The 22,564-nt window shown below is 62.0% G+C and carries 23 protein-coding genes; 8 read left to right on the top strand and 15 right to left on the bottom strand.

Features of this window, described 5'->3' with window-relative positions; genetic code table 11:
• Nucleotides 1-21: 21 nt before the first annotated feature.
• Together J5N58_RS02660 and J5N58_RS02655 are read right to left on the bottom strand one after the other, a co-directional pair.
• Nucleotides 22-2,397 (bottom strand): EAL domain-containing protein, encoded by a 2,376-nt coding sequence (locus J5N58_RS02660; RefSeq protein WP_244709527.1) that lies wholly within the window; start codon nt 2,395-2,397, stop codon nt 22-24.
• Nucleotides 2,398-2,619: 222 nt separating this feature from the next.
• A complete protein-coding gene (locus J5N58_RS02655; protein ID WP_112831001.1) occupies nt 2,620-3,219 on the bottom strand; it encodes a 50S ribosomal protein L25/general stress protein Ctc in 600 nt (199 codons plus the stop codon).
• Nucleotides 3,220-3,665: 446 nt separating this feature from the next.
• Between J5N58_RS02655 and J5N58_RS02650 the strand changes: the two genes are divergently transcribed.
• The 3 genes from J5N58_RS02650 (at nt 3,666) to J5N58_RS02640 (ending at nt 6,809) form a co-directional block, all read left to right on the top strand.
• Nucleotides 3,666-4,625, top strand: coding sequence for a helix-turn-helix domain-containing protein (locus J5N58_RS02650; RefSeq protein WP_112831000.1), 960 nt, complete (start codon nt 3,666-3,668; stop codon nt 4,623-4,625).
• Between the two features lie 156 nt (nt 4,626-4,781).
• Nucleotides 4,782-6,296, top strand: a complete 1,515-nt coding sequence (gene adh / locus J5N58_RS02645; RefSeq protein WP_112830999.1) for an aldehyde dehydrogenase — start codon at nt 4,782-4,784, stop codon at nt 6,294-6,296.
• A gap of 126 nt (nt 6,297-6,422) precedes the next feature.
• Entirely contained in the window at nt 6,423-6,809 is a 387-nt protein-coding gene (locus J5N58_RS02640) for a DUF779 domain-containing protein (protein WP_244709525.1), read from the top strand.
• An 84-nt stretch (nt 6,810-6,893) separates the two neighbouring features.
• Here J5N58_RS02640 and J5N58_RS02635 read toward each other — a convergent pair whose 3' ends face one another.
• From J5N58_RS02635 to lgt, 6 genes are all read right to left on the bottom strand, one after another.
• Nucleotides 6,894-7,826: a ribose-phosphate pyrophosphokinase gene (locus J5N58_RS02635; RefSeq protein WP_112830997.1), complete on the bottom strand. Its 933-nt coding sequence runs from the start codon at nt 7,824-7,826 to the stop codon at nt 6,894-6,896.
• Nucleotides 7,827-7,943: 117 nt separating this feature from the next.
• Nucleotides 7,944-8,777 carry a hypothetical protein gene (locus J5N58_RS02630; protein WP_113467384.1) on the bottom strand — a complete coding sequence of 278 codons (834 nt, stop codon included), beginning with the start codon at nt 8,775-8,777 and terminating at the stop codon, nt 7,944-7,946.
• A 109-nt stretch (nt 8,778-8,886) separates the two neighbouring features.
• A complete protein-coding gene (locus J5N58_RS02625) occupies nt 8,887-10,038 on the bottom strand; it encodes a M24 family metallopeptidase (protein ID WP_113467383.1) in 1,152 nt (383 codons plus the stop codon).
• Between the two features lies 1 nt (nt 10,039).
• Entirely contained in the window at nt 10,040-10,828 is a 789-nt protein-coding gene (gene pgeF / locus J5N58_RS02620) for a peptidoglycan editing factor PgeF (RefSeq protein WP_425314448.1), read from the bottom strand.
• Between the two features lie 127 nt (nt 10,829-10,955).
• A complete protein-coding gene (locus J5N58_RS02615; protein ID WP_244709521.1) occupies nt 10,956-12,056 on the bottom strand; it encodes a class I SAM-dependent methyltransferase in 1,101 nt (366 codons plus the stop codon).
• Between the two features lie 24 nt (nt 12,057-12,080).
• Complete coding sequence (gene lgt / locus J5N58_RS02610; protein WP_113448359.1) at nt 12,081-12,914, bottom strand: prolipoprotein diacylglyceryl transferase; 834 nt, start codon at nt 12,912-12,914, stop codon at nt 12,081-12,083.
• Between the two features lie 196 nt (nt 12,915-13,110).
• Between lgt and J5N58_RS02605 the strand changes: the two genes are divergently transcribed.
• The 4 genes from J5N58_RS02605 (at nt 13,111) to J5N58_RS02590 (ending at nt 15,548) form a co-directional block, all read left to right on the top strand.
• The gene (locus J5N58_RS02605; protein WP_112830991.1) at nt 13,111-13,371 is read left to right on the top strand and encodes an accessory factor UbiK family protein; all 261 of its coding nucleotides are present in this window, start codon (nt 13,111-13,113) and stop codon (nt 13,369-13,371) included.
• A 478-nt stretch (nt 13,372-13,849) separates the two neighbouring features.
• On the top strand, nt 13,850-14,350 hold the full coding sequence (locus J5N58_RS02600; protein WP_112830990.1) for a type III secretion system chaperone family protein: 501 nt from the start codon (nt 13,850-13,852) through the stop codon (nt 14,348-14,350).
• 17 nt (nt 14,351-14,367) lie between these two features.
• Entirely contained in the window at nt 14,368-15,186 is an 819-nt protein-coding gene (proC, locus tag J5N58_RS02595) for a pyrroline-5-carboxylate reductase (protein ID WP_244709519.1), read from the top strand.
• On the top strand, nt 15,183-15,548 hold the full coding sequence (locus tag J5N58_RS02590; RefSeq protein WP_112830988.1) for a tRNA-binding protein: 366 nt from the start codon (nt 15,183-15,185) through the stop codon (nt 15,546-15,548). Before proC ends, J5N58_RS02590 begins: the two co-directional genes overlap by 4 nt.
• A gap of 11 nt (nt 15,549-15,559) precedes the next feature.
• On the opposite strand, the gene J5N58_RS02585 is transcribed toward J5N58_RS02590, so the two are convergent.
• From J5N58_RS02585 to J5N58_RS02570, 4 genes are read right to left on the bottom strand one after another with little or no spacing between them, the layout of a single operon-like run.
• Nucleotides 15,560-16,147 (bottom strand): DUF1349 domain-containing protein, encoded by a 588-nt coding sequence (locus J5N58_RS02585; RefSeq protein WP_113439106.1) that lies wholly within the window; start codon nt 16,145-16,147, stop codon nt 15,560-15,562.
• 23 nt (nt 16,148-16,170) lie between these two features.
• Nucleotides 16,171-17,550, bottom strand: coding sequence for an ATP-binding protein (locus J5N58_RS02580; protein ID WP_113339161.1), 1,380 nt, complete (start codon nt 17,548-17,550; stop codon nt 16,171-16,173).
• A 48-nt stretch (nt 17,551-17,598) separates the two neighbouring features.
• Nucleotides 17,599-18,300, bottom strand: coding sequence for a response regulator (locus J5N58_RS02575; RefSeq protein WP_112830985.1), 702 nt, complete (start codon nt 18,298-18,300; stop codon nt 17,599-17,601).
• A gap of 1 nt (nt 18,301) precedes the next feature.
• Nucleotides 18,302-18,835, bottom strand: coding sequence for a MarR family winged helix-turn-helix transcriptional regulator (locus tag J5N58_RS02570; protein WP_162757244.1), 534 nt, complete (start codon nt 18,833-18,835; stop codon nt 18,302-18,304).
• Between the two features lie 249 nt (nt 18,836-19,084).
• Here J5N58_RS02570 and J5N58_RS02565 point away from each other — a divergent pair, with 249 nt between their 5' ends.
• Complete coding sequence (locus J5N58_RS02565; protein ID WP_113442802.1) at nt 19,085-19,732, top strand: MBL fold metallo-hydrolase; 648 nt, start codon at nt 19,085-19,087, stop codon at nt 19,730-19,732.
• Between the two features lie 116 nt (nt 19,733-19,848).
• On the opposite strand, the gene J5N58_RS02560 is transcribed toward J5N58_RS02565, so the two are convergent.
• The 3 genes from J5N58_RS02560 to J5N58_RS02550 all read right to left on the bottom strand — a co-directional run bounded on the left by J5N58_RS02560 (nt 19,849) and on the right by J5N58_RS02550 (nt 22,475).
• Nucleotides 19,849-20,298: a BA14K family protein gene (locus J5N58_RS02560; protein ID WP_113339158.1), complete on the bottom strand. Its 450-nt coding sequence runs from the start codon at nt 20,296-20,298 to the stop codon at nt 19,849-19,851.
• Nucleotides 20,299-20,449: 151 nt separating this feature from the next.
• Complete coding sequence (locus J5N58_RS02555) at nt 20,450-20,665, bottom strand: cold-shock protein (protein ID WP_003494703.1); 216 nt, start codon at nt 20,663-20,665, stop codon at nt 20,450-20,452.
• Nucleotides 20,666-21,317: 652 nt separating this feature from the next.
• A complete protein-coding gene (locus J5N58_RS02550; RefSeq protein ID WP_425314442.1) occupies nt 21,318-22,475 on the bottom strand; it encodes a PQQ-dependent sugar dehydrogenase in 1,158 nt (385 codons plus the stop codon).
• Nucleotides 22,476-22,564 lie beyond the last annotated feature (89 nt).

The following is a 22,564-nucleotide window of genomic DNA, read 5'->3' as shown; positions in this document are numbered from 1 at the left end:
TCCTTTCATGATTGTGGTGCTTCAGGCGACGGAACTCCGCGCCGTATCCATGTTGATTTCCAGATCGATCAGATGTTGGACCGGTTGCGGCCGGGCGAAGAGATAGCCCTGGCCAGCATCGACGCCGAACTGCTTCAGTGCGTCACGTTGCGTTTCGGTCTCGACGCCTTCCGCCACGACGCTGCATTCCATCTTGTGCGAGATCGCGGTGATCCCTTCGACGAGCATCCGGCTCTTGTGGCGCAGTTCCGGATTGTCCGCCGAGAGCGAATGGACGAAGGACTGGTCGATCTTCACGATGTCCACAGGGAAGCGGTTGAGATAGCTCAGCGAGGAATAACCGGTGCCGAAGTCGTCGAGCGCGATACGGCAGCCGAAACCGGCGAATTCATCGAGAATGGTCCGGATCTGCGGATTGTCGTGCAGCAGCGTGGCTTCGGTGATTTCGATGACGATGCGGTGTGGGGCAATGCCGTGGCGCGTGGTCAGCGACGCAAGCCGGATCGGCAGCGTCGGTTCGAACTGCAGGGGCGAGAAATTGATGGCGAGATAGGCCTGGTCGTTGCCGGTGGCTTCCGAGAGACGGACGAGGTTGGCGAGTGCCTTGTCGAGCATGCTGTTGCCGACACGGGTGATCGCTCCTGTCTCTTCGGCGACGCGGATGATTTCCGCCGGCGGCATGATGCCCTTTTCGGGGTGGTCGAGGCGAAGCAGCGCCTCGTAACCGATCACTGTGCCGGACGAAAGATCGATGATCGGCTGGAAGAAGGCGTCGAACCAGTCGTTTGCGAGACCGGCCTCGATATCGCGCTCGATCTCCGCGCGGTGACGCGTATTGTCCTGCATCAGGGGATCGTAGAGCAGGGCTCCGTTCTTGCCGTCGCGTTTTTTGCTGTACATGGCCATATCCGACTTCTGCAGAAGTTCGGCGGCGTTGTGCGCGTGGCGGGGATAGAGCGCGACGCCGACGCTGGCGCTCAGCCGAACCGTCGTGCTGTGTACGAGAAGCGGTTCGTCGAAAATCGCGCAGAGACGGTGGCTGATGTCCATGGCGTCCCGCTCGGCGGCATCTGAGCGGATAAGAATGGCGAATTCGTCGCCGCCGAGACGGGCGGCGATGGCGCCTGCCGGCAGCAGCGGCCGCATCAGATCGACCAGCTGGCGCAGCACACTATCGCCCGCGTGATGGCCGAGATTGTCGTTGATCCATTTGAAACGGTCGAGATCGACAAAGATGCAGGCCAGTTCTCCGCCCTCTTCATCGGTCTTGTCGATCTCCGTATCGAGCGCATTTTCGAAACCCTGGCGGTTCATCAGTCCGGTCAGATGGTCGGTGATGGCCTGGCGAAGGTTGCGCGCTTCGGACTGCTTGAGGGCCGTCACATCGGTCATGACGCTCAGGGAGAGCGCCAGCTCGTCAGCATGGGCTTCCTTGTTGGCTTCGGCGATCAGCACGTCCATTACATTGCCGTCGGCACGCATGAACTTGGTGGTGATTTCGACCACGCTATTGCTCTTGCCCCTGCACCTCTTGCGTTCGAGATAGGCATCGCGGACGTCTGCCGGCACGAAATCGGCGAAGCGGTGTCCAATGACCTCGGCGCGCCGGTAACCGGTCGCGAGCAGCCAGTAATCGCTGACGCCGGTAATGCGGTCGTCCTCGTCGAGCGACAGCAGCATGGCGGGTGTCAGGTTATAGATGTCGGTAATGCGGTGGTGCGCCAGCTTCAGTTCGCGCTCCTCCTGTTCAAGCTGGCTCTGCATCGCGTTGAAGCTTTTTGCCAGCCGGCCGATCTCGTCGTTCGACTGCCAGTCGACATGGTGCCGGGAGCCGAGCTGGCGGGTGGCCTCGATGGCGGCGGTCAGTTTCAGCAGCGGCCGGATAATCATCAGGCGGCTGCCGAGGATCGCTGCGCCGACAATGCCGACCACGGCGACCACAAAGATGCCGATCAGCAGGCCCTCCGCCCGGCGCAGGGAGGAAAGCGCTTCGAGCCTGTCGAAATAGATGGTGATCGTTCCGACCAGTTTCGCTCCGTCCACCGTCTGGTAGAAGATTTCGCGCGACATGGAACGGACGCCGTGCTTGGACCAGACCGGAAACGCCGGCATCGAAACGCTGATACCGCCGGAGACGTCGCGAACCTGAACCTTGGCGATGGAATTGGAAGAGACGATGCTCGCCGTGATCTGTTCGACGCTTTCCCGGTCGAAATCCCACATGGGTTTGGCCAGTGCCTGCGAATTGGCCGCAAGCAGCACCTCGACGTGATCCTTGAGTTCCTTGCCGGCCTGTTCGGAAGAGAGTGTGAGGAAGAGGGCGAAGAGCGGAACGATCAGGACGAAGACGGTGATTGCGACGATCGCAAGAAATCGGCTTTCGATGGAACGATTCATCGCGCACGATCCCTGTCTTTTAACGGACGACACGTTCCGATCGTCAAGTCATATGTCCCCAGCTCGTTCCCACACTCCCCAACGGTTTCACGAATCTGTTAAATTGCGTTAAAGCGAAATTCTCAAATCTACCAGCATTCGCGTTTGGGCGATCGCGGGCATAAAAAAATCCCGCCTCGATGAGGCGGGATCGTATTTACGCTTTGCCTTTGGCTGAAGAAATCAAGCTTCAGCAGCAGCGGCTTCGTCGACGCCACCGGCCGGGGCAACGATCGTCGCGATGGTGAAGTCGCGGTCGGTGATGACCGGGGTAACGCCGGCCGGCAGCTTCACGTGGGAAATGTGAAGGCTGTCGCCGATCTTGTGGCCAGCGAGGTCAACCGTGATGAATTCCGGGATGTTGTCGGCCGGGCACAGCAGTTCGACTTCGTGACGGACGATGTTCAGAACGCCGCCGATCTTGATGGCGGACTGCTCTTCGTTGACGAAGTGAACCGGGACTTGAACGCTGACGCGGCTGTTTGCCGAAACGCGCAGGAAGTCGACGTGCATGGTGAAGTCGCGAACCGGATCGAGCTGATAGTCCTTCGGCAGGACCTTGATCTTCTCGCCGTTGACTTCGATCACGGCAACGGTGGTCATGAAACCGCCGGCGTGGATGCGCTTCGTCACTTCGTTGGTGTTGAGCGCGATGGAGATGGGGGCCTGCTTGTCACCATAGATGACAGCGGGAATCAAACCGTTGCGGCGAAGTTCACGGGAGGACCCCTTACCAACCCGTTCGCGCGCCTCGGCCTTGAGCTCGTAAGTTGCGTGGCTCATGGCTATTCCTTTCGAGGTTATTTGGAGAGCTTCGCCACCCGCGGATCGTCGATCCGCTGGCAGGAAACCGGAGATGTCGATGAAGACGCCTCATCCGCGTTGCCTCCAAGGGTGTCTACGCGGACGGGGGCGCTATAATACAGACCGCCTGCAAAGGCAAGGCTTTCCGGGATTTTCCGCCGGACAGGAGATGAGATCGGGTGTAAGTTCGGAAAGACGTATCGCTTATTGCGGCAGAAAGGCGCTGCCGGTGATTGTGCCGCCGGGAGCGGATGGAAGGCGATCGTCTGGCCGTCTGATGACAGTTCGGGACGATCCGGGCGCAGAGTGGCGCAATATTGCGACACCTTCAATTGGGAAAGCTAGTCGCATCTTGTATCAGGACTCGCCGATTGAAAGATTCAAAGAGCGCGGGCACAATGAGTTCAAGCTTTGGGAGGAGCACCATGCGCCGAGAAACGAGTCATTCGGACTTGGTCTATGCGACCGCCTTGCAGAATTCGGCTGCGGCGAGTTCGCCGATTGCCGCTTCGTGGCGGCGCTGCCTGAACCTCTATCAATTGCAGCCGGAAGAGGGGCGCAAACCCGTCCAGGTCGATGACACCGTCTTTCGCGAGGCTCGCGAGAAGATGGAGCACCTCATTCACGTGTGCGCGGACGAGTTCGACCGTCTCTATCAGACCGTCGGTCGTTCGGGTTGCTGCCTCGTACTCTCTGACAAGAGCGGCGTGGTGCTCGACCGGCGCGGTGCGGCTGGCGACGATGCGGATTTCCACGGTCTCGGCCTTTGGCAGCAGAACGTCTGGAGCGAGGCGAGTGTCGGGACCAACGGTATCGGCACCGCCCTTGCCGACGAGCGGCCGGTGGTCATTCACGGCGACCAGCATTTCCTGAGCTCGAATATTACTTTGAGCTGCGCCACAGCGCCAATCCGCGACCATCTCGGTCGGGTAACGGCAGCGCTGGACATTTCGACATGCCGGCAGGATGTGACCGACATGACGCTGGCAATCCTCTCGCAAGCGGTCCGCGATGTCGCGACGCGTGTGGAGATGAGCCTTTTTCGCATGGCATTTCCCGCCGCTCGGATCGTCATGGTGCCGACCGCAGGCGCTTCCGTGTCGGCCTTGCTTGCCGTCGATCAGGACGACCTCATTCTGGGGGCCACAAAGGCGGCGCGCGTCGCGCTCAGGCTGGACGACCAGATGATCGCGCAGGGGATTCCCGCATCGGACGCCTTGCGCGAGGACAGGGGCGAAGCCTCTTCCGATCTCGACGATGCGGAAAGGGCGGCCCTCCGGCGGGCGCTTTCCCGGACAAACGGCAACGTGTCCCAGGCTGCTCAGGTTCTCGGTATCAGCCGCGCGACGCTGCACCGGAAGATGAAGCGTTTTTCCCTGCAGTGACCGGTCTGCCGGGGGAATGCGCATGTTAGCCATTGCTGTATCATAAGTGAAACAGTGTGCGCTGCGGTATGAGGCTGCACCACTTCCGGAAGCCAACTTTCATCGCGATCATCTTCCCATCGGTCCAGGAGGGACCTTTCACAGGGAGGATTACAGATGAATATCCAGGTTCAGACCATTGCCGGATCGCCGTTCAAGCTGCGCTATGGCAATTTCATCGGAGGCGAATGGCGTGAGCCGGTGAACGGCCGTTACTTCGACAACACGACGCCTGTCACCGGCGGCAAGCTCTGCGAAGTCGCCCGTTCCGACGAACACGACATCAATCTCGCGCTCGACGCCGCCCATGCCGCCAAGGACAAGTGGGGCCATACGTCGACGACCGAACGTTCCAACATCCTCAACAAGATCGCCGACCGCATGGAAGCCAATCTCGAGCTTCTGGCACGCGCCGAAACCTGGGACAACGGCAAGCCGCTTCGTGAAACCATGGCGGCCGACATTCCGCTCGCCATCGACCATTTTCGCTACTTCGCCGCATGCGTTCGCTCCCAGGAAGGTTCGATCGGCGAAATCGACCACGACACCGTCGCCTATCACTTCCATGAGCCGCTCGGGGTCGTCGGACAGATCATTCCGTGGAACTTCCCGATCCTGATGGCTGCCTGGAAGGTCGCGCCCGCGCTTGCCGCAGGCAATTGCGTCGTGCTGAAGCCCGCCGAACAGACCCCCGCATCGATCCTCGTTCTCGCCGAACTGATCGCCGACCTCTTGCCGCCGGGCGTTCTTAACATCGTCAACGGCTTCGGCCTCGAAGCCGGCAAGCCGCTTGCGACCAGCCCGCGCATCGCCAAGATCGCGTTTACCGGCGAAACCTCGACCGGCCGCCTTATCATGCAGTATGCCAGCCAGAACCTGATCCCGGTCACGCTGGAACTGGGCGGCAAGTCGCCGAACATCTTCTTCGCCGACGTGATGGCGGAAGACGACGACTTCCTCGACAAGGCGCTGGAAGGCTTCGCGATGTTTGCTCTCAACCAGGGCGAGGTGTGCACATGCCCGAGCCGTGCGCTGGTGCACGAGAAGATCTACGACCGCTTCATGGAAAAGGCCGTCAAGCGCGTCGAGGCCGTGCGTCAGGGCGACCCGCTCGACATGTCGACGATGATCGGCGCTCAGGCCTCCAGCGAACAATTGCAGAAGATCCTTTCCTATATCGACATCGGCAAGCAGGAGGGCGCAAAGGTCCTGACCGGCGGCTACCGCAATGAACTTTCGGGCGATCTGGCTGGCGGCTACTACGTCAAGCCGACGGTGTTCGAGGGTCACAACAAGATGCGGATCTTCCAGGAAGAGATCTTCGGGCCGGTTGTCTCCGTCACCACCTTCAAGGACGAGGCGGAAGCGCTGGAAATCGCCAACGACACGCTCTATGGCCTGGGTGCCGGGGTGTGGAGCCGCGATGCCAATACCTGCTACCGTTTCGGCCGCAACATCCAGGCCGGCCGCGTCTGGACCAATTGCTACCATGCCTATCCGGCCCATGCGGCCTTCGGCGGCTACAAGCAGTCCGGCATCGGCCGCGAGACCCACAAGATGATGCTCGAGCACTACCAGCAGACCAAGAACATGCTGGTCAGCTACAGCCCGAAGGCGCTCGGCTTCTTCTGAGCGTGTCTTCCTTCTCCCCGCTTGCGGGGAGAAGGTGCCATAGGGCGGATGTGGGGCCGCTCTGTCCTGCCCCTCATCGTGACCCTCTATCCCCGCGGGAGGAGAAGGGGCAAACCGGAGGGACCCATGACCGCGACCATCACTGCCGGCGAGCCCCGCGTCATCGCCACCGATGCCGCACTTGCGTTTCTTGCCGAAATCCGGAGGGACCATCCCGACATTCTTTTCCACCAGTCAGGAGGGTGTTGCGACGGTTCATCGCCGATGTGTTATCCGGCGAGCGAATACCGCGTCGGCGAAACCGACGTGAAGCTCGGCGAGATCGGCGGCGTGCCGTTCTATATCAGCGGCAGCCAGTTCGAGGCGTGGAAGCATACCCAGCTCATCATCGACGTGGTGGAAGGGCGAGGCGGCATGTTTTCGCTCGACAACGGCCGCGAGCGACGCTTCCTGACCCGTTCCCGGCTCTTTTCCGGCGGAGAGGCCTGCCCCGTGCCGATGGTGAGGAGCTAAAGCCCGTCTGCGGGTTCCAGAAGCACAAAGCCCGCGGCCCAAAAAGGGACGCGGGCTTTGTGCTGCATTCCGATATCGAAACGATCAGTCGAAAAGGCTCGAAACAGACTCTTCGGCGGCCGTGCGGTTGATCGCCTCGCCAAGCAGGTTGGCGGTGGTCAACACACGGATATTGTGGGCCGACTGGACGGCGGTGGTCGGCTGGATCGAGTCCGTGATCACGAGTTCGCGCAGCTTCGAGGATGCGACGCGCGTCACGGCGCCGCCGGACAGGACGCCGTGGGTGATATAGGCGGTGACGCTGGTCGCGCCATGCTTCAGCAAGGCCTCGGCGGCGTTGCAGAGCGTGCCCCCGGAATCGACGATGTCGTCGATCAGGATGCAGTCCTTGCCGGTCACGTCGCCGATGACGTTCATGACCTCGGACTCGCCGGGGCGGTCGCGGCGCTTGTCAACGATCGCCAGCAGACAGTCGAGGCGCTTTGCCAGCGAACGGGCGCGCACCACGCCGCCGACGTCGGGCGAGACGACCATGACGTTCTTCAGGTCGTAATGCTCCTTGACGTCACGGGCCAGGATCGGAACCGCGTAAAGATTGTCGGTCGGGATATCGAAGAAGCCCTGGATCTGGCCGGCATGCAGGTCGAGGGTCAGAACGCGGTCGGCGCCGGCTTCGGTAATCAGGTTGGCGACGAGCTTGGCGGAAATCGGAGTGCGGGGGCCGGGTTTGCGATCCTGGCGGGCATAGCCGAAATAGGGAAGGACCGCCGTGATGCGCCGCGCCGATGAACGCCGGAAGGCGTCGATCATAATCAGCAGTTCCATCAGGTGGTCATTGGCGGGGAAGGAGGTGGACTGAACGACGAAAACGTCCTCGCCGCGCACGTTTTCCTGGATTTCTACGAAGATTTCCTGGTCCGCAAAGCGTCTTACGCTGGCCTTTCCGAGTGGTACGTTCAGATAATTGCAGATTGCCTCGGCGAGTTGCCGGTTGGAGTTACCTGCGAATACCTTCATTTTGGCCCGCCTATTGCCCTGCTGAGAATGGGCGCTTTTTAGCGCCCTCAAGCCCGAATGCAAGAGCGAAGACGACAATGGCAACCTTTTTCGTGAAAACTATGTGACCTCGTTGCATCAACCGCGCTGGCTGTCGCGCCAGTTCACATATTCGGCGATGGTCCGGGTGGCGATCTGCTGCATCAGGGAGGCCGGAACCGCTGCCCAGGGATCCTGGGCGCCGGATTTCAGGGTTTCCTGCCCCTGAATGCGATGCAGTCGCCCGCCGCTCGCGTCGAGCACGTCCCAGACATAGACGATGGTGACGGTGCCGCCGTCGCCGAAGGCGGAGAAATACCCCTTCAGGATGTGTTGGCTGGCGGGATCGGAGGCCGGCTTGATGGTGAGCCCGCGGGCGCGGGCCTCCGCGCCGAGTTGGCGTGACAAGGGTGTGACAGCCTGCACGGGTGCGCCGATGATCGGCAGGAAGCGGATGGTGCCGACCGCAGCGGCAGGCGGAAGGGCCGCGACCTCAGCCGGGGCAGAAGGCTGAACCTGCTGTGCTGCGACTGGCTGCGGCTGCATCGGCTGCATAGGCTGTTGCGGCTCAACGGGTTGCTGCTGCCGATACGTGGCGGACGGCGCTTCGGGATAGGCGGCGGGATCGCCCGTCAGGGGCGCCGAAGCGACCGGGTTGTGGCCGGCTTGGAGTGCGGCTGCCTGTGCTTCCAGCGTGTTCTGCGGACCGGGCGTGTAGCCTTGTTCGGAAAGCGAGGCGCTTTCCACGGGATAGGAGGCGGTGGAGGAGTTGTAGGTGCCGCTCGACTGGCTTGCGAGAGAGAGATTGCCATCCGTTACCGGCTGGCCGCCGTCGCCCACCTCCATCGGCGGCGTCAGGGCGTCGGGCGTATTGCATGCCGTCAGCATGACCGTCACGATCAGACTCGTCATTGCCATGCGTGCAGGTTTCATACGCGCTACCGTCCTCGTGCCACCTCCGTGCCGATTGACGAGAATACGGCTAAAATCCTAGCAAATCCTTATGGCCGGCCTTGCGGGGGCGTTTCCGCGCAGGCTGCGCCTAGCGCACCAGCAGTTCCAGCCCGTGCCGTGAAAGCGGGCGCGGCGCGGCGGCTGTGGTAAGGTAGGTGTGGCCAAGCGTCATCGCCGTCTCGCGCTCGCTGTCCATGATAATCATGTGAACGAAGAGCGACATGTCGGGGCGGATTTCCTGGGTATTGCCGGTGTGGAACATCTGATGCTCCATCCATGAGGGCGAGAAGCGGGCGCCGAGGGAATAACCGCAGGCGTTCAACCGGTGACGGGCAAGACCGCGTTCGTCCATGATGCGCGCATGGGTGTCGAAGACGTCGCCGAAGGTGTAGCCCGGCCGCAGCACCTCTTCGACCGCTTTGATGGCCTGGTGGCAGGCGGAGTAAAGTTCGCGGTGACGCGGGCTCGGTTCGCCGATGACGATCGTCCGCATCATCGCCGCGTGATAATGCGCCGCCGCTCCCGCCCATTCGAGCGTCAGCTGGTCCTTGTCCGAGAGCCTCCGGCGCCCCGCCTTGTAACGGCAGAGCAGGGCATCCGCACCCGAACCGATGATAAATTCATTGGCCGGATAGTCGCCGCCGCTGGCAAGGATCGCTCCCTGCATGGCCGCAAGGATCGCTGCCTCGTCCCCGCCGGCCTTAATCAGCGGCAGGGCGGCGTCGAGGGCATCGTCGGCAAGCGTTGCCGCGCGCTCGACGCAAGCGATTTCGGCTGGGCTCTTCACGAGGCGGAGTTCGCTCACGAGATAGGAGGCGTCGACGATCTCGCAGAAGTTGGTCAGCTGGTTGTCGAGCAGCCGGGCGACGCGCCCGGTCATGCCGTGGGTGTCGTATTCGATGCCTATGCGGGCGCCCAGCAGGTCCATCTCGCTCAGGAGGTTGCGCAGGTCGACGCTCGGATCGGCGTTCACCCGGTCGACCCAGACGACGACGTTTTCGATCGTCGAGGTATGCTTGGCCTGCCGCAGATCGGCCGAGCGCGTCAGAAGCGTCATGGAGCCATCGGCCTTCACGACGAGCGTCTGGAAAAAGCAGTAGCCGAAGGTGTCGTAGCCGGTCAGCCAGTACATGCTTTCCTGGGCGAAGAGCAGCATCGCATCCAGCTTCTGTTCGGCCATGGCCGCCGTCAGGCGGGCGAGGCGATCCGCATATTCGCTCGGTTCGAACTGCAGGGCCATGTCATTTCTCCATGATGGCGATTGCAGAGATCTGTCGTCCGTAGTCCGGTTCGCCGGCGTGGGTGGTACGGCGATAGGAAAAGAAGGCCTGCGGATCGGCATAGGTGCAGAGATCGAGATTTTCCGCCCTTACGCCGCTGTCCGAAAGGCGGCGGACGGTCAGTCCGGGCAGGTCGAACATGGCATGGCCGGGACGTTCCGAGGGGCTGAAGAACACGTCGAATGAGGGGTCCTGGGCGAGGAAGCGCTCGACGAATTCGGGGCCGACCTCATAATTGCGGGCGCTGATCGAGGGGCCGAGGCAGGCCCGGATGGCCTCACGGCGGGCGCCGAGGCCGACCATCGCATCCACGGTATTTTCCAGAACGCCGCCGAGAGCGCCCTTCCAGCCGGCATGGGCAGCGCCGATCACGCCGTTTTCCGGGTCCATGAACAATACCGGACCACAATCGGCGGTCAGAACGCCGAGGACGAGGCCGGGCGTTGCCGTCACCAGGGCGTCCGCCTCGGGTCTTGCCCCGTCATAGGTTGCATCGACTACCATCACGTCAGGCGAATGCACCTGGTGAACCGTCGCCAGTTTTTCGATGGGCTGTGCGAACCATTGTGCCACCCGGCGGCGATTTTCGCGTACTCTCTCAGGATCGTCGCGGGAACCGAGCCCGACGTTGAGGCCGGCGTAGATGCCATCGGAAATACCGCCCCCGCGGGTGAAATAGCCATGCCGTATACCCGCGCCTGCGCCTGCGGCGAGTATGGGGCTTTCGATCGGCTGTGGCGCGTCGTTCATCGGCATGGTGGTCTCCGTCGCGGCGGTACAGTGCCCGGTCCGCCTGTTCCCGCATTGAAATAAAAGCGGAATTTATGTTCCTCCGGCGCGGCGATCGGCGTGATGTTGGCCATCGCCGCATGCGATGTCAATTGCCGGATTTGAAGGGTAGAACCGAAACGGCGGGGCTGGAGAGGGCGAGTACCTTGAAGAGTTCTCCCATCCTTCCTTCGCCGGACCCCGCCAGCCGCTGGACGGCTTCGACGATGTCGCGCTGCGTCCCGGCGTCCTTGTCGCGACCGAGGGACGAGGCGCGTTCCTCGATACCGAGCGCCACCAGGAAATCGCCCTGATGCAGGCAGCCGTTGACATGAACGCCGGCCGTAAGCGCGCTGCGGGCCAGGGTCTCGAAGTCGACATGGCTGGTCAGGTCGGCGAGGCCCGGATTGGCGAGCGGCGGATCGAACTTGTGGTCGCGAACCGCCTGAAGCGTGTCGCCGAAGCCGGTGACCATGTGACCGTAGTCGATGATGAGTGCGGTGCCGTGATTCTGTTTCAGGCGGTCGCATATGGCCGTCATAACAGCCTCACGGGCCGGGGATACCTCGAAGATCGTGCCATCGGGGGGAGGTGTTTCGCGCTGCGGCAGCATTTCGGGATCGAGAGTGGCGACGCCGAGCGTGAAGGAAAGCTCATTGTCGGCGTCGAGGCCAACCATGCGTTCCCGGAACCCGGTGGGCGTCTTGATGAACTGGCGGATCGGAATGGCGTCGAAGAGTTCGTTGGCGGCCAGCAGCGTGAAACCGGCGGGCAATTGGTCGAAGCTTTCGTGCCAGTGCACCTTCTGGCCGTGGTTCGCCAGTGTCTGGCGCTGCACGTCCTGCAGGCGGGGGCTGGTTTCGACGAGATGAACCGTCGACTGTTCGTAGAGACGCGGGGCGAGGCGTGCGATAACCCTGAGCATGTCGGACATCATCGTGCCGCGGCCGGGGCCGATCTCAATGAGGCGCACGTCGGCCGGTTCGCCGTGGTGCTGCCAGGCGAGCACCATGAAAACGCCGATCATTTCGCCGAAAAGCTGGCTGATTTCCGGGGCGGTGATGAAGTCGCCGGCGCGCCCGAAGGGATTGCGCGTGCGATAGTAGCCGTGTTCCGGATCGGCGAGGCAGAGGGCGAAATAATCCGTGACGCTGATCGGCCCGCCGGCAAGGATCAGCGACTTGATCTTGTCCGCAAGCGCGGTCGTCATTGGTCTTCCTCCTCCATTCCCGCTTCAGGACGCGGTGCGACGCGCGCGCCAGAGCGCCCAGAGGCCGACAGCAAGCATCGGCAGCGACAGAAGCATTCCCATGGTCAGCCAGCCGCCGGCAAGATAGCCGAGTTGCGGATCGGGTTCGCGGAAAAACTCGACGGCGATGCGGGCGACGGCGTAGAGGCTGACGAAACAGCCGGTGACCAGGCCGCGCATGCGGAAACCGCCGGCCCGGCCGATGATCTGCAGCAGCACGAACATCAACAGGCCTTCGAGCAGGGCTTCGTAAAGCTGGCTCGGATGACGGGGAAAGGGGCCGCCAGTCGGGAAGACCATGGCCCATGCCACGTCGGAAGGGCGCCCCCAGAGTTCGCCGTTCACGAAATTCGCAATACGGCCGAAGAAGATGCCGATCGGCGCGACGCTGGCGACGATGTCGAATAGGCTCCAGATCGGGATCGCGTGGCGGCGGGCAAAGAGGATCATCGCAATCGTCGCGCCGGCAAAGCCGCCGTGGAACGACATGCCGCCGTTCCAGACCTCGATCGCCCGCAGGGGGTCGGCGATGACGGAAGGCAGGTCGTAGAACAGGATATAACCGAGCCGGCCGCCAAGGACGATGCCGATCGCCACCCAGACAAGGAAATCGTCGAGATGCGCGGCGGTGCAGGGCGGCGTGCCGGCCGGCCAGAGTTTTTCGTTGCGCACCATGGCGCGCGCGACCACCCAGCCGAGCATGATGCCGCAGACATAGGCGAGACCGTACCAATGGATCGCCAGAGGACCGATGGAAAACGCCACCGGGTCAATGGCCGGGAAGGTCAGGATGGAAAGGAGTGCTGTGGCTGACGACAAGGTTGCCCCTTATGACGATGTCGGCGGAAAATGGCGTCCGATCATGGCATGGTCAAGATGGAATCTTGGCGCAGGCATGTCCGTTCCCCCTTGTTCACAAGCGAATTTCCTTGCAACCGAGGCGGCAAATGCCTACCTCACTTCAGGCCGGAGCACGTTGCCGGCCAGGGATCAGGTGCCAAGAGGAGCCAAAGCCATGTCGACCGGGCCTAACCGCATTATGGACGAATTCGCCAAGCTCATGACGGATGCCGCGGGTGCGGCGCAGGGCGTGCGCAAGGAAATGGAAACAGCCTTCCACGCCCAGGCTGAGCGCTGGCTGAACAGCATGGATCTCGTCAAGCGCGAGGAATTCGAGGTCGTCCGGGAAATGGCGATCAAGGCGCGCGACGAAAACGACGCCCTTTTGAAGCGGATCGAGGCGCTGGAAGGGCAGCTCGCCGAGAAGGCGAAGTAAGCGCCGGCGGCACTGCCCGCCTCTTTTCCGGTCCATGGGAACCGAAAAGGCGTTTGAGAGAATTTTATCGCCTGCCGCGAGAGATCGCGGTGGGCGGTTTTGTATGTGAGGCTTTGCTTTCATGCCTCGTCCGGAGCTATGCCGGATCGCGCCGTTAACAGTTTTTTATCCACATGCCGGCAGGCCGGAAAAAGCCAATCGCCAGAGTCGTTTATGGCGCCTTTCGCACTACCTGCCACAATCGCTTTCCACAGGCCCGGCGAGCAAATCGCATAACGGGGGCTGGTTCTTGCTCGGTGCCATTATACACTGATTTTAAATGATGATTCGAAGCGGACCTTCACAAGTTTCGGACAGGGTGAGTGCAGTATCCTGGGGTCCATAGGGAATCATTCCTAGTGTTGTTCCCGGTAAACTCGTGTGAGTCGTCGTTGCGTTTCGCTCGATATCCGCATTTGTCCCGGCAAGAAGGTGATGCATGAGCCTTATGGAAATGGAATTCGAACGCCAGTCCAACCCGGTCGACATGATCGAGTTCGTCGCTGCGACCAATGACTGGTCCTTCGAACGGTCCGGCGAGGACGAGATCGCCATGACCGTTCAGGGGCGCTGGGCCGATTACCACGTCTCTTTCTCCTGGATGGAGGAGTTCGAGGCGCTGCATGTCGCCTCGGCCTTCGACATCAAGATACCCGAAAACCGCGTCAACGAGGTGATCCGCCTGCTGTCGCACATCAACGGCCAGGTGCTGATGGGGCATTTCGACCTCTGGCGCCAGGAGGATGTGGTGATCTTCCGCCAGTCCCTGCTTCTGGCAGGTGGCGCCGAGGCGACCAACCGCCAGGTCGAGGTGCTGCTGTCCAGCGCGGTCGAGGCTTGCGAAGCCTATTTCCAAGCCTTCCAGTTTGTGGTCTGGTCCGGGGTCGATGCGAAGACGGCGATGGAAGCCGTGTTGTTCGAGACGGCCGGGGAAGCCTGAGCCGGGAAGGCTTGAGAATGAGTTATTCTGCAATGGGACAATTGGTACTCGTCGGGGCCGGCAATATGGGCGGCGCCATGTTGACGGGGTGGTTGAAGAGCGGCGTTCCGGGCTCCTCCGTCACCGTTGTCGATCCGGGTCCGTCGCAGACGATGCTGGCGCAGATTTCCGAGGCCGGCGCGCGCCACGTGAAGGAAGTTCCGGCCGGTCTTGCCGCCGATATTCTTTTCCTCGCGGTCAAGCCGCAGGTGATGGAGAAGGTCCTGCCGCCGCTGAAGGCACTGGTCGGTCCCTCTACCGTGGTGGTTTCCGTCGCCGCCGGCAAGACGCTCGCCTTCATGGAGAGCCATCTCGGCGCCGTGGCCATGGTTCGCGCCATGCCGAACACGCCGGCGATGATCGGCCGTGGCGTGACCGGCGCCTATGCCAATGCCGCTGTGACTGCGGAACAGCGCGAGACCGTCCATCGCCTGCTGAAGGTGTCGGGCCCGGTGGAGTGGCTGAACAGCGAAGACGCGATCAATGCTGTGACCGCCCTTTCGGGCAGTGGTCCGGCCTATGTGTTCTATCTCGTGGAGTGCATGGCCGAGGCGGGCCGCAAGGCCGGCCTGCAGGCGGACCTGGCCATGCGCCTCGCACGGGAAACTGTCGCGGGGGCTGGTGAACTGCTTCACCAGTCCCCCGACGGCGCTGCGAAGCTTCGACAGAATGTTACTTCACCCGGTGGTACAACGGCCGCCGCCCTTTCCGTTCTGATGGCGGAGGAGGGCATGCAGCCGCTGTTCGACAAGGCGATCGAGGCTGCGCGCCTTCGCGCCGAGGAACTGGCCGGATGAGCGCTGCCGTTTCCTCCCCTGCTTCTGCTGAAATCACCTATGCCGATTTCGAGAAGGTCGATATCCGCGTCGGCACGGTGATCGAGGCCGAGCCTTTTCCGGAAGCGCGCAAGCCGGCGATCAAGATGAAGATCGATTTCGGGCCGGAAATCGGTATCCGAAAATCATCGGCGCAGATTACCGTGCATTACACCCCGGAAAGCCTGGTCGGTCGGCAGGTGCTCGGCGTGGTCAATTTCCCGCCGCGCCAGATCGGGCCGTTTCGCTCTGAAGTCCTGACGCTGGGCTTTGCCGACAAGGATGGAGCCATCGTGCTGGCTTCGGTCGAGCAGGCGGTGCCGAACGGCATGAAGATGATGTGAGCCGCCGCGCCTCAGTGGATTTCGCGGCTCAGCGGGTCGGTGAGAGCGAAGCGGTGAAAGGTTACTTCGAAGCCGGCCCTTTGCGGTGAGCAGGCGGTTACGCCAACATCCAGCGAGGCGAGTTCCGGTGGAAAGTAACCGAGCCGAGCCATTTTCCAGTTATCCGGCTCCGAAAGCCGATATTGCACGAAAAGCGCATCGGCCAGCCGGGTCACTCGGGCTTCGACAGGGCCGTTTCCATCGGGCAAGGCAAAGGCCGACCAGTCCGAACGGCCGGCGACGGTCACCACCGTGCTGAAATGACGGCGGCCGTCGGTGAACTCGATCCCGCATTTCATCCAGTTTTCCCCGTCGTGGCGCAGCATCAGGCCAGCCTGATCGTAAAGAGCCTCGTAGCGGCCGGTGAAGGCGGTTTCAATGGTGAATTCGCCGTCGCGGCGGCAGTGCAGGAAGTGCCCGTTGTCGTGGCGGAAGCCGTAATAGGTCCGCTGCCAGAAATCGGTCCGGTCGCCCGTGGCAAGCCGCAGATCTCCGGCGGTGATCTCGAGCAGCGGCGGCGGATTGAGCCAGTTCATGCCGTCCCAGTTTCCTGTCGTCATGGCGTCTGTCCTTTGTCTCTCGATTATGCCGGAACGCGGATGGTGGCGCGCAGGCCGCCCAGGGGGCTGTCGCCGAGCGTGACGTTGCCGCCGTGGCTGCGCGCGATATCGCGGGCGATCGCCAGCCCGAGCCCCGTGCCCGACGCATCGAGATTACGGGCTTCGTCGAGCCGGAAGAACGGTTTGAACACCTCGTCGCGCATGTCGCGCGGAATGCCCGGACCGTCGTCGTCGAAGGTGATGGTCAACCATTTGGCGCTGTGCCTGGCCTCGATCTCCAGCCTGTTGGCGTAGCGCCGGCTGTTGGAGGCGAGATTGGTCACCAGCCGGGTAAAGGCCGCCGGGCGGACCGCGATCTCGTCCTCGCCCTCGATCCTGGAGGAAAACTGCTTGCCATGCAGGGCAAAGTCCCCCTCGATCTTCTCGAAGAGTTCGCTGAGTTTCAGCTTGCCGACATCCTCTTCCGCCTCGCCGCGCGCAAAGGCCATATAGCCTTCGAGCATGGTCTGCATGTCCTCCACATCCTGGTTGAGGCTGTCGAGTTCGGGATTGTCGCCGGCGAGCGCGAGTTGCAGCTTGAAGCGCGTCAGTATGGTGCGCAGGTCGTGGCTGACGCCGGTCAGCATGGCGGTGCGCTGCTCCATCTGCCGTTCGATACGTTCGCGCATCAGGATGAAGGCAAGCCCGGCGCGGCGCACTTCGTCGGCGCCGCGCGGGCTGAAGTCTTCAGGCGGCCTCTGGCCCTTGCCGAAGCTCTCTGCCGCCTTGGCGAGCGTCAGGATCGGGCGGATCTGGCCGCGCAGGAACAAGGTGGAGATGACGATCAGCACCAGCGAGGTGCCGACCATCCAGAGCAGGAAGATGTGCGTGTTCGAAGCGTAGGCCGAATTGCGCCGGGCGAAGATTCGCAGAATGCCCTGATCGAGGGCGATGCGGATCTCGACCAGCCGGGAATCGCCGATCGTGTCGATCCAGAAGGGGCGCTTGATCTGGTTTTCTATCTGGTCGCTGAGGGTCTGGTCGAGGATCGAGAAGAAGGGCTTCGGCCTTGGCGCCGGCAGTTCGCCACCTTCCTCCAGCGATATCGTCATGTCGAGATTGTCACGCGCGATCCGGACGACGTTCTGGAGGTTTTCAGGTCCGGGATAGGCGTCGATCAGCGAAATGATGGCGGCGATGTCGCGGGTTACGGCGCCGGAGAGGCGTTGCGTTACCATCTGCCAGTGACGCTCCATGAAGACGAAGGCGAGCACCGTCTGCAGGATCAGCATGGGCAGGATGATGATAAGCAATGCGCGGGCGTAAAGGCCGGTCGGGACCCGGCGCCGCAGCCACCGGACCAAGCCTCTCAAACCGCCGCCCGGGGCGCGATCTTCTCCGCGGATGCTGTCAAAGAGCGTCATTTGTCCTTCGCTTCCGTCGGTATCCGTCTTCGCCGCCTCTGCCGCCGGTCAGTCCATGCTGAGCCGGTAGCCGATGCCGCGCACGGTCTGCAGCCAGACCGGATTGGCCGGATCGTCCTCGATCTTGCGCCGCAGCCGGTTGATTTGCACGTCGATGGTGCGCTCGCCGACTTCGGTGTCGTTGCCGATCAGCTCGTGGCGGGGAATGGTTTCGCCGGCACGCATGGAAAACAGCAGCATGATTTCCTGTTCCCGATCGGTCAACCTTATGACCTCCGCCCCCTTCTTCAACTCCTTGCGAAGGATGGAAAAAGTGTAGGGACCGAACATCACCTGCTCGATCTTCGGCGTGTCCGCCGAAAGATTGCGTTTCAGGATATTGTTGATGCGCAGCACCAGTTCGCGCGGGTCGAAGGGTTTGGCGAGGTAGTCGTCCGCGCCGGCTTCGAGACCGGCGATCCGCGATTCCGCCTCCGATCGGGCCGTCAGCAGGATGACGGGCACATGTTTCTGTTCGGCAAGGCTGCGGGTGAGCGACAGGCCGGACTCGCCCGGCATCATGACGTCGAGCACGAGAAGATCGAAATGCAGACCTTCGAGCTTGCGACGCGCCTCGCCGGCATCGGCCGCGACGGTGACGCGGAAACCCTGTTCGGTCAGGTAGCGGTGGAGAAGGTCACGGATGCGGGTATCGTCGTCGACGACGAGAAGGTGGGGTGCGTCGTCGGGAATGAAGATCTTCCTGCCCATGTCATCCGTCTCCCTCGGTTGCCGCCTGATCGTCCTCGCCGGAGCGGCTCATGCCTTCGAGAAACTTGCGCACGCCCTCCCGCATTTCCGGGGTGAAGCCTTCGAGCGCGCGGGCGATGCGCTGGGATTGCGGCTCGGAGAGCGCAAGCGCCAGTTCACGCCCGGCCAGCGTCGGATAGAGCCGCCGCTGGCGGCGGTCGGCTGGGCCCGCCATCTGACGGATGTAGCCGGAATCGATCAATTCCTTCAGGACACGGGCGAGGCTCTGCTTGGTGATCTGCAATATGCCGAGAAGATCGGCGACCGTCATGCCCGGGCGGCGGCTCACGAAATAGACGACGCGGTGATGGGCGCGGCCATAGCCGATCTTGGCCAGGATCGCATCCGGATCGGACACGAAGTCGCGATAGGCGAAGAACAAAAGCTCGATGGTTTCGAAGTCGATCGTCTTGTCGTCGACGACCGGCATTTCGGGAATTTCCTTCCTGGCAGCCCTGCCCACAGACTGTCGTGCCACGCGTGCATTTCCTTTCATGCGGCCCGCGACCGGCAAGCCTCGGCTTCGGCATCGGGCGGATCATTTTTCTAGTTCGGCGGCGCCTGTTCGAGCCGGGCACCAGTTTTGCGGCAAAACTATGCGCAGACGGGGAAAAACTCCAACGAAATTACCGGGATCGCACAGTTTCCGCAGGCTTTGGACAATAACTCGCTCTTCCAGGTTTCCGTTTCGTCCGTGGTCGTGGTATTTCGCCGCCTGCGCGATACCGGACAGGGAGAAGACGCCATGGGACAGTTGCAGGCCGGTATCATTCCGGTGACGCCATTCCAGCAGAACTGTACGATTCTTTTCGATACGGACACCCATGAGGGTGTGATCGTCGATCCCGGCGGCGATGTCGATGTCATCCTGCAGACGCTTCGGGAAAACGGCATCACGCTCAAGGAGATCTGGTTGACCCATGGCCATATCGACCACGCCGGCGGCGCCGAGGAACTGAAGGAAGCGCTCGGGCTTGAGATCGTCGGGCCGCACAAGGACGATTTGCCGCTGCTTCAGAACATCGAGCAGCAGGCGAAAATGTTCAACGTGCCGATGACCGTTCGCAACGTCACGCCGGATCGCTGGCTGGAGGAGGGGGACCGCGTTTCCTTCGGCGAGCATGAATTCGAGGTCTTCCACTGCCCAGGCCATGCGCCGGGACATGTGGTCTATTTCAACCGGGCACAGAATTTCGCCCATGTCGGCGATGTGCTCTTCAACGGTTCCATCGGGCGCACCGATTTGCCCGGCGGAGACCACCAGACGCTGCTGAATTCGATCCGGGACAAGGTCCTACCGCTCGGAGACGATGTCGGTTTCATCTGCGGCCATGGACCGGGCGGTCGTATCGGCGACGAGCGCCGCGGCAATCCCTTCCTGCGCGGGATCTGAGGCTGCAACGAAAATGCGCCGACACGAGGCCGGCGCATCAGAGTATGACGACAATGGGTTACATTCGAAAACCGAAGCGCGCGAGCGAGCGCCCGAAGGCTTCGGCGTGTTCAGGTTCAGCCCGAAGTGCAGAAATGCGAGCGGCCGTCATAGCCGACATAAGTGCCGGTCCGGGCATTGAAGCTGCGATAGCGGGCGGAGCAGTAGTCGTACCATTCCGGGGTCCACGGTTCGACCCCTGCGTTGTAGACCCGCCGCGGTGCCGGCGGATAGTCTTCGACATAGGCGGGAGCAGGGCGGACATAAGCCGGAGCGGGACGGACATAGACCGGCTCAGGCTCGACATAGACCGGATCCGGTTCGACGTAGACGGTGCGCGGCTGGCTGGCGATTGCCGATCCGACGATGACGCCGGTGGCAAGCCCGAGGGCGCCAAGCGCGACGGCATCGCCGTTGTGATGATGACGGCGATAGTAATAATCGTCTGCCATGGCCGATGTCGAAGCAACAAAAGGTGCAACTGCAATCGCTGCCGAAAGCAGGGTATATTTAGCGAACTTCATCATGGCGTTGCCTTCCGTGGCCTGAATTCTCTCATCGCTCTTTGTTAACGAGCGATGAAGGCAGGATAGAGGCCGGTGGGTGAACCGAACCTGAACGAAAAAACCCGGCAATCATGCCGGGCCGCAACGCGAGTGCCAAAGCAATTCCGAAGCGTCAGCCTGCGATCTGCAGGTTCACTGCCTTCGGACCCTTGCCGCGGCGGTCCGGTTCCGTGTCGAAGCTTACCTTCTGGTTTTCGGAGAGACCCGAAAGTCCGGAAGCCTGAACAGCGGAAATATGTACGAAAATGTCAGCGCCGCCATTATCGGGCTTAATGAAACCGAAGCCCTTGTCGGTATTGAAGAATTTTACAGTGCCAGTCTCGGCCATGCGTCAGGTCCTTTTCTCTCTGCCCGGTGTCGGCAGGGCAGCATTACGATGTTACCCGTCAGGGTGTTGCGGCACTTCGTGAAATGGGGGGAAAGCGGCTTTGTCTTGCCGCAGCATCCGATCCAAAGGCTATTGTCCCTTCGCCTCCGGAGCACACTGCCGGGGATTTTTGCGTCCCCGCACGCATCTTATTATTTTCTGCTCTTCCCATGCTCGCCAAAATGCCCGAACGGGCGAAGAGTGCTTGGTTTATTAAGAATTGGCAAGCGAAAGTTTTCTAACCCTCTGCCCGCGATAAAGATTCTGTAAAGGCAATCTTTAGGCAGTCGCGGGCCTCCAGTGCGATTCGTGCCCAATACAGGTACAAATTGCATTGCAGGCGATGCATTTCGGCAAAAAAGCCTGTTCAAATTGCCCAAACTCGCGGCATGAACTTTTTTCACAATAAGGATGAAATCACGTCCCAACGGGGCTGAGGCGGGCCGGTTCCGGCAGCAATTCGACCATTGGTTTGACCGGAAATACCGGTGCACAACCCAGTTAAACCGCCGCCGGAGGCATCCTGGAGAGGAAAGGATGCAGCGGAGGGAAAGCGCGCCGAGGCGGGAACTGCGACCGCTGACGGTCGATGTTCCCGTTCGACAGAAAGGCGTCAGGGGGCTCGCGTGACGCGCAGGAGCTTTCCGTCTTCCTCGTCGGTGAGAAGAAGGATGGATCCGTCCGGCGCGACCTTCACGTCCCGAACGCGCCCGTATTCGCCCTGGAAGAGCCGCTCCTCGCCATCGACTGCGCCGCTGTCCTGCCGTTCGATCCGGGCGAGCAACTGGTATTTCAGCGCCGCCACCAGGAAATCGCCTTCCCATTCGGGAAACATCGCGCCGCGATAGATATCGATTGCGCCGGGGGCGATGGAAGGGTCCCAGTAATAGAGGGGCTGGTCATAGCCCTCGGCTGCCTGGCCTACCCCGATCTCCGCACCGGAATAGTGCTTGCCGAAGGATATGACGGGCCAGCCATAGTTGTGGCCGGCTTTCGGCGCATTGATCTCGTCGCCGCCCCGGGCGCCGTGCTCGACCGTATAGAGCGTGCCATCCGCCGGATCGATGACGATGCCCTGCGGGTTGCGATGGCCCTTCGACCATATCTCGGGAAGACCCTTGCCGTTGTCGGCAAACGGATTGCCGGGCGCCGGGCGCCCATCCGGGGTGATGTGAAGGATGGAGCCCGCATGATCGTTCGGGTCCTGCGCGCGGTCCATCTCGCCGCGCTCTCCAATGCCGAAGAAGAGGTTGCCGTCCTTTGCGATGGCGATGCGCGAACCGAAATGCTGACCCGTGCCGGTGAAGCGGTTCATGGCGAAGAGCTGTTTCAGGTTTTCGAGCCTGCGTTCGTCCTTGCCGAGGCTGGCGGAGAAGAGGGCGGTTCCCTGACCTCCCGGACCGGGGATGGAGGCGGTGAAATAGAGCTTGCGGCTTACGGCGAAATCCGGCGACAGCGCGATGTCGAGCAGGCCCCCCTGGCCGCCGACGAAGATCCTGGGCAGGCCCTCGACCGGCGGGCCTGTCCTGCCGTTCCTGACGATGCGCATTTTTCCGGGACGCTCCGTCACGATGTAGGCGCCATCCGGCAGGACCTCGACGGACCAGGGGTGTTCGAGGCCGGAGGCGATCTCCGACACCTCGACCTCAAAATTCCCGGCGGGATAGCGATCCGCCGCCGACACGAAGGACAATCCGGCCATAAGGAATGCTGTTACGACGGCTGCGCTGCCCGCCAGGGACGGCAGGCCGTGACGAATGGCGAAAGGCATGGCTCTCTCCCGTTGTCTCTCCCGGTTCGGGTTGGCCTGAGCCGGAATCCGGCTCGCCCATCCCTTTCAGACTATCTTGGGACGGGATG

This window comes from Paenirhizobium cremeum, from assembly GCF_022884085.1.
Lineage (GTDB): Bacteria > Pseudomonadota > Alphaproteobacteria > Rhizobiales > Rhizobiaceae > Allorhizobium > Allorhizobium cremeum.
Note: the sequence above shows the minus strand (reverse complement) of the source record. Positions and strands in the feature narration are given on the sequence as shown.

Excerpts from the sequence above, each read along its gene's own strand:
- J5N58_RS02560 (WP_113339158.1), bottom strand. The coding sequence starts at position 20,298 with ATGATGAAGTTCGCTAAATATACCCTGCTTTCGGCAGCGATTGCAGTT.
- J5N58_RS02585 (WP_113439106.1), bottom strand. The coding sequence starts at position 16,147 with ATGACGACAGGAAACTGGGACGGCATGAACTGGCTCAATCCGCCGCCG.
- J5N58_RS02550 (WP_425314442.1), bottom strand. The coding sequence starts at position 22,475 with ATGCCTTTCGCCATTCGTCACGGCCTGCCGTCCCTGGCGGGCAGCGCA.
- J5N58_RS02630 (WP_113467384.1), bottom strand. The coding sequence starts at position 8,777 with ATGAAACCTGCACGCATGGCAATGACGAGTCTGATCGTGACGGTCATG.
- J5N58_RS02640 (WP_244709525.1), top strand. The coding sequence starts at position 6,423 with ATGACCGCGACCATCACTGCCGGCGAGCCCCGCGTCATCGCCACCGAT.
- J5N58_RS02580 (WP_113339161.1), bottom strand. The coding sequence starts at position 17,550 with ATGACGCTCTTTGACAGCATCCGCGGAGAAGATCGCGCCCCGGGCGGC.
- J5N58_RS02605 (WP_112830991.1), top strand. The coding sequence starts at position 13,111 with ATGTCGACCGGGCCTAACCGCATTATGGACGAATTCGCCAAGCTCATG.
- J5N58_RS02635 (WP_112830997.1), bottom strand. The coding sequence starts at position 7,826 with ATGAAGGTATTCGCAGGTAACTCCAACCGGCAACTCGCCGAGGCAATC.
- J5N58_RS02600 (WP_112830990.1), top strand. The coding sequence starts at position 13,850 with ATGAGCCTTATGGAAATGGAATTCGAACGCCAGTCCAACCCGGTCGAC.
- J5N58_RS02650 (WP_112831000.1), top strand. The coding sequence starts at position 3,666 with ATGCGCCGAGAAACGAGTCATTCGGACTTGGTCTATGCGACCGCCTTG.
- J5N58_RS02555 (WP_003494703.1), bottom strand. The coding sequence starts at position 20,665 with ATGGCCGAGACTGGCACTGTAAAATTCTTCAATACCGACAAGGGCTTC.
- J5N58_RS02575 (WP_112830985.1), bottom strand. The coding sequence starts at position 18,300 with ATGGGCAGGAAGATCTTCATTCCCGACGACGCACCCCACCTTCTCGTC.
- J5N58_RS02655 (WP_112831001.1), bottom strand. The coding sequence starts at position 3,219 with ATGAGCCACGCAACTTACGAGCTCAAGGCCGAGGCGCGCGAACGGGTT.
- J5N58_RS02625 (WP_113467383.1), bottom strand. The coding sequence starts at position 10,038 with ATGGCCCTGCAGTTCGAACCGAGCGAATATGCGGATCGCCTCGCCCGC.
- J5N58_RS02590 (WP_112830988.1), top strand. The coding sequence starts at position 15,183 with ATGAGCGCTGCCGTTTCCTCCCCTGCTTCTGCTGAAATCACCTATGCC.
- J5N58_RS02565 (WP_113442802.1), top strand. The coding sequence starts at position 19,085 with ATGGGACAGTTGCAGGCCGGTATCATTCCGGTGACGCCATTCCAGCAG.
- proC (WP_244709519.1), top strand. The coding sequence starts at position 14,368 with ATGAGTTATTCTGCAATGGGACAATTGGTACTCGTCGGGGCCGGCAAT.
- J5N58_RS02570 (WP_162757244.1), bottom strand. The coding sequence starts at position 18,835 with ATGAAAGGAAATGCACGCGTGGCACGACAGTCTGTGGGCAGGGCTGCC.
- pgeF (WP_425314448.1), bottom strand. The coding sequence starts at position 10,828 with ATGAACGACGCGCCACAGCCGATCGAAAGCCCCATACTCGCCGCAGGC.
- J5N58_RS02615 (WP_244709521.1), bottom strand. The coding sequence starts at position 12,056 with ATGACGACCGCGCTTGCGGACAAGATCAAGTCGCTGATCCTTGCCGGC.
- J5N58_RS02660 (WP_244709527.1), bottom strand. The coding sequence starts at position 2,397 with ATGAATCGTTCCATCGAAAGCCGATTTCTTGCGATCGTCGCAATCACC.
- adh (WP_112830999.1), top strand. The coding sequence starts at position 4,782 with ATGAATATCCAGGTTCAGACCATTGCCGGATCGCCGTTCAAGCTGCGC.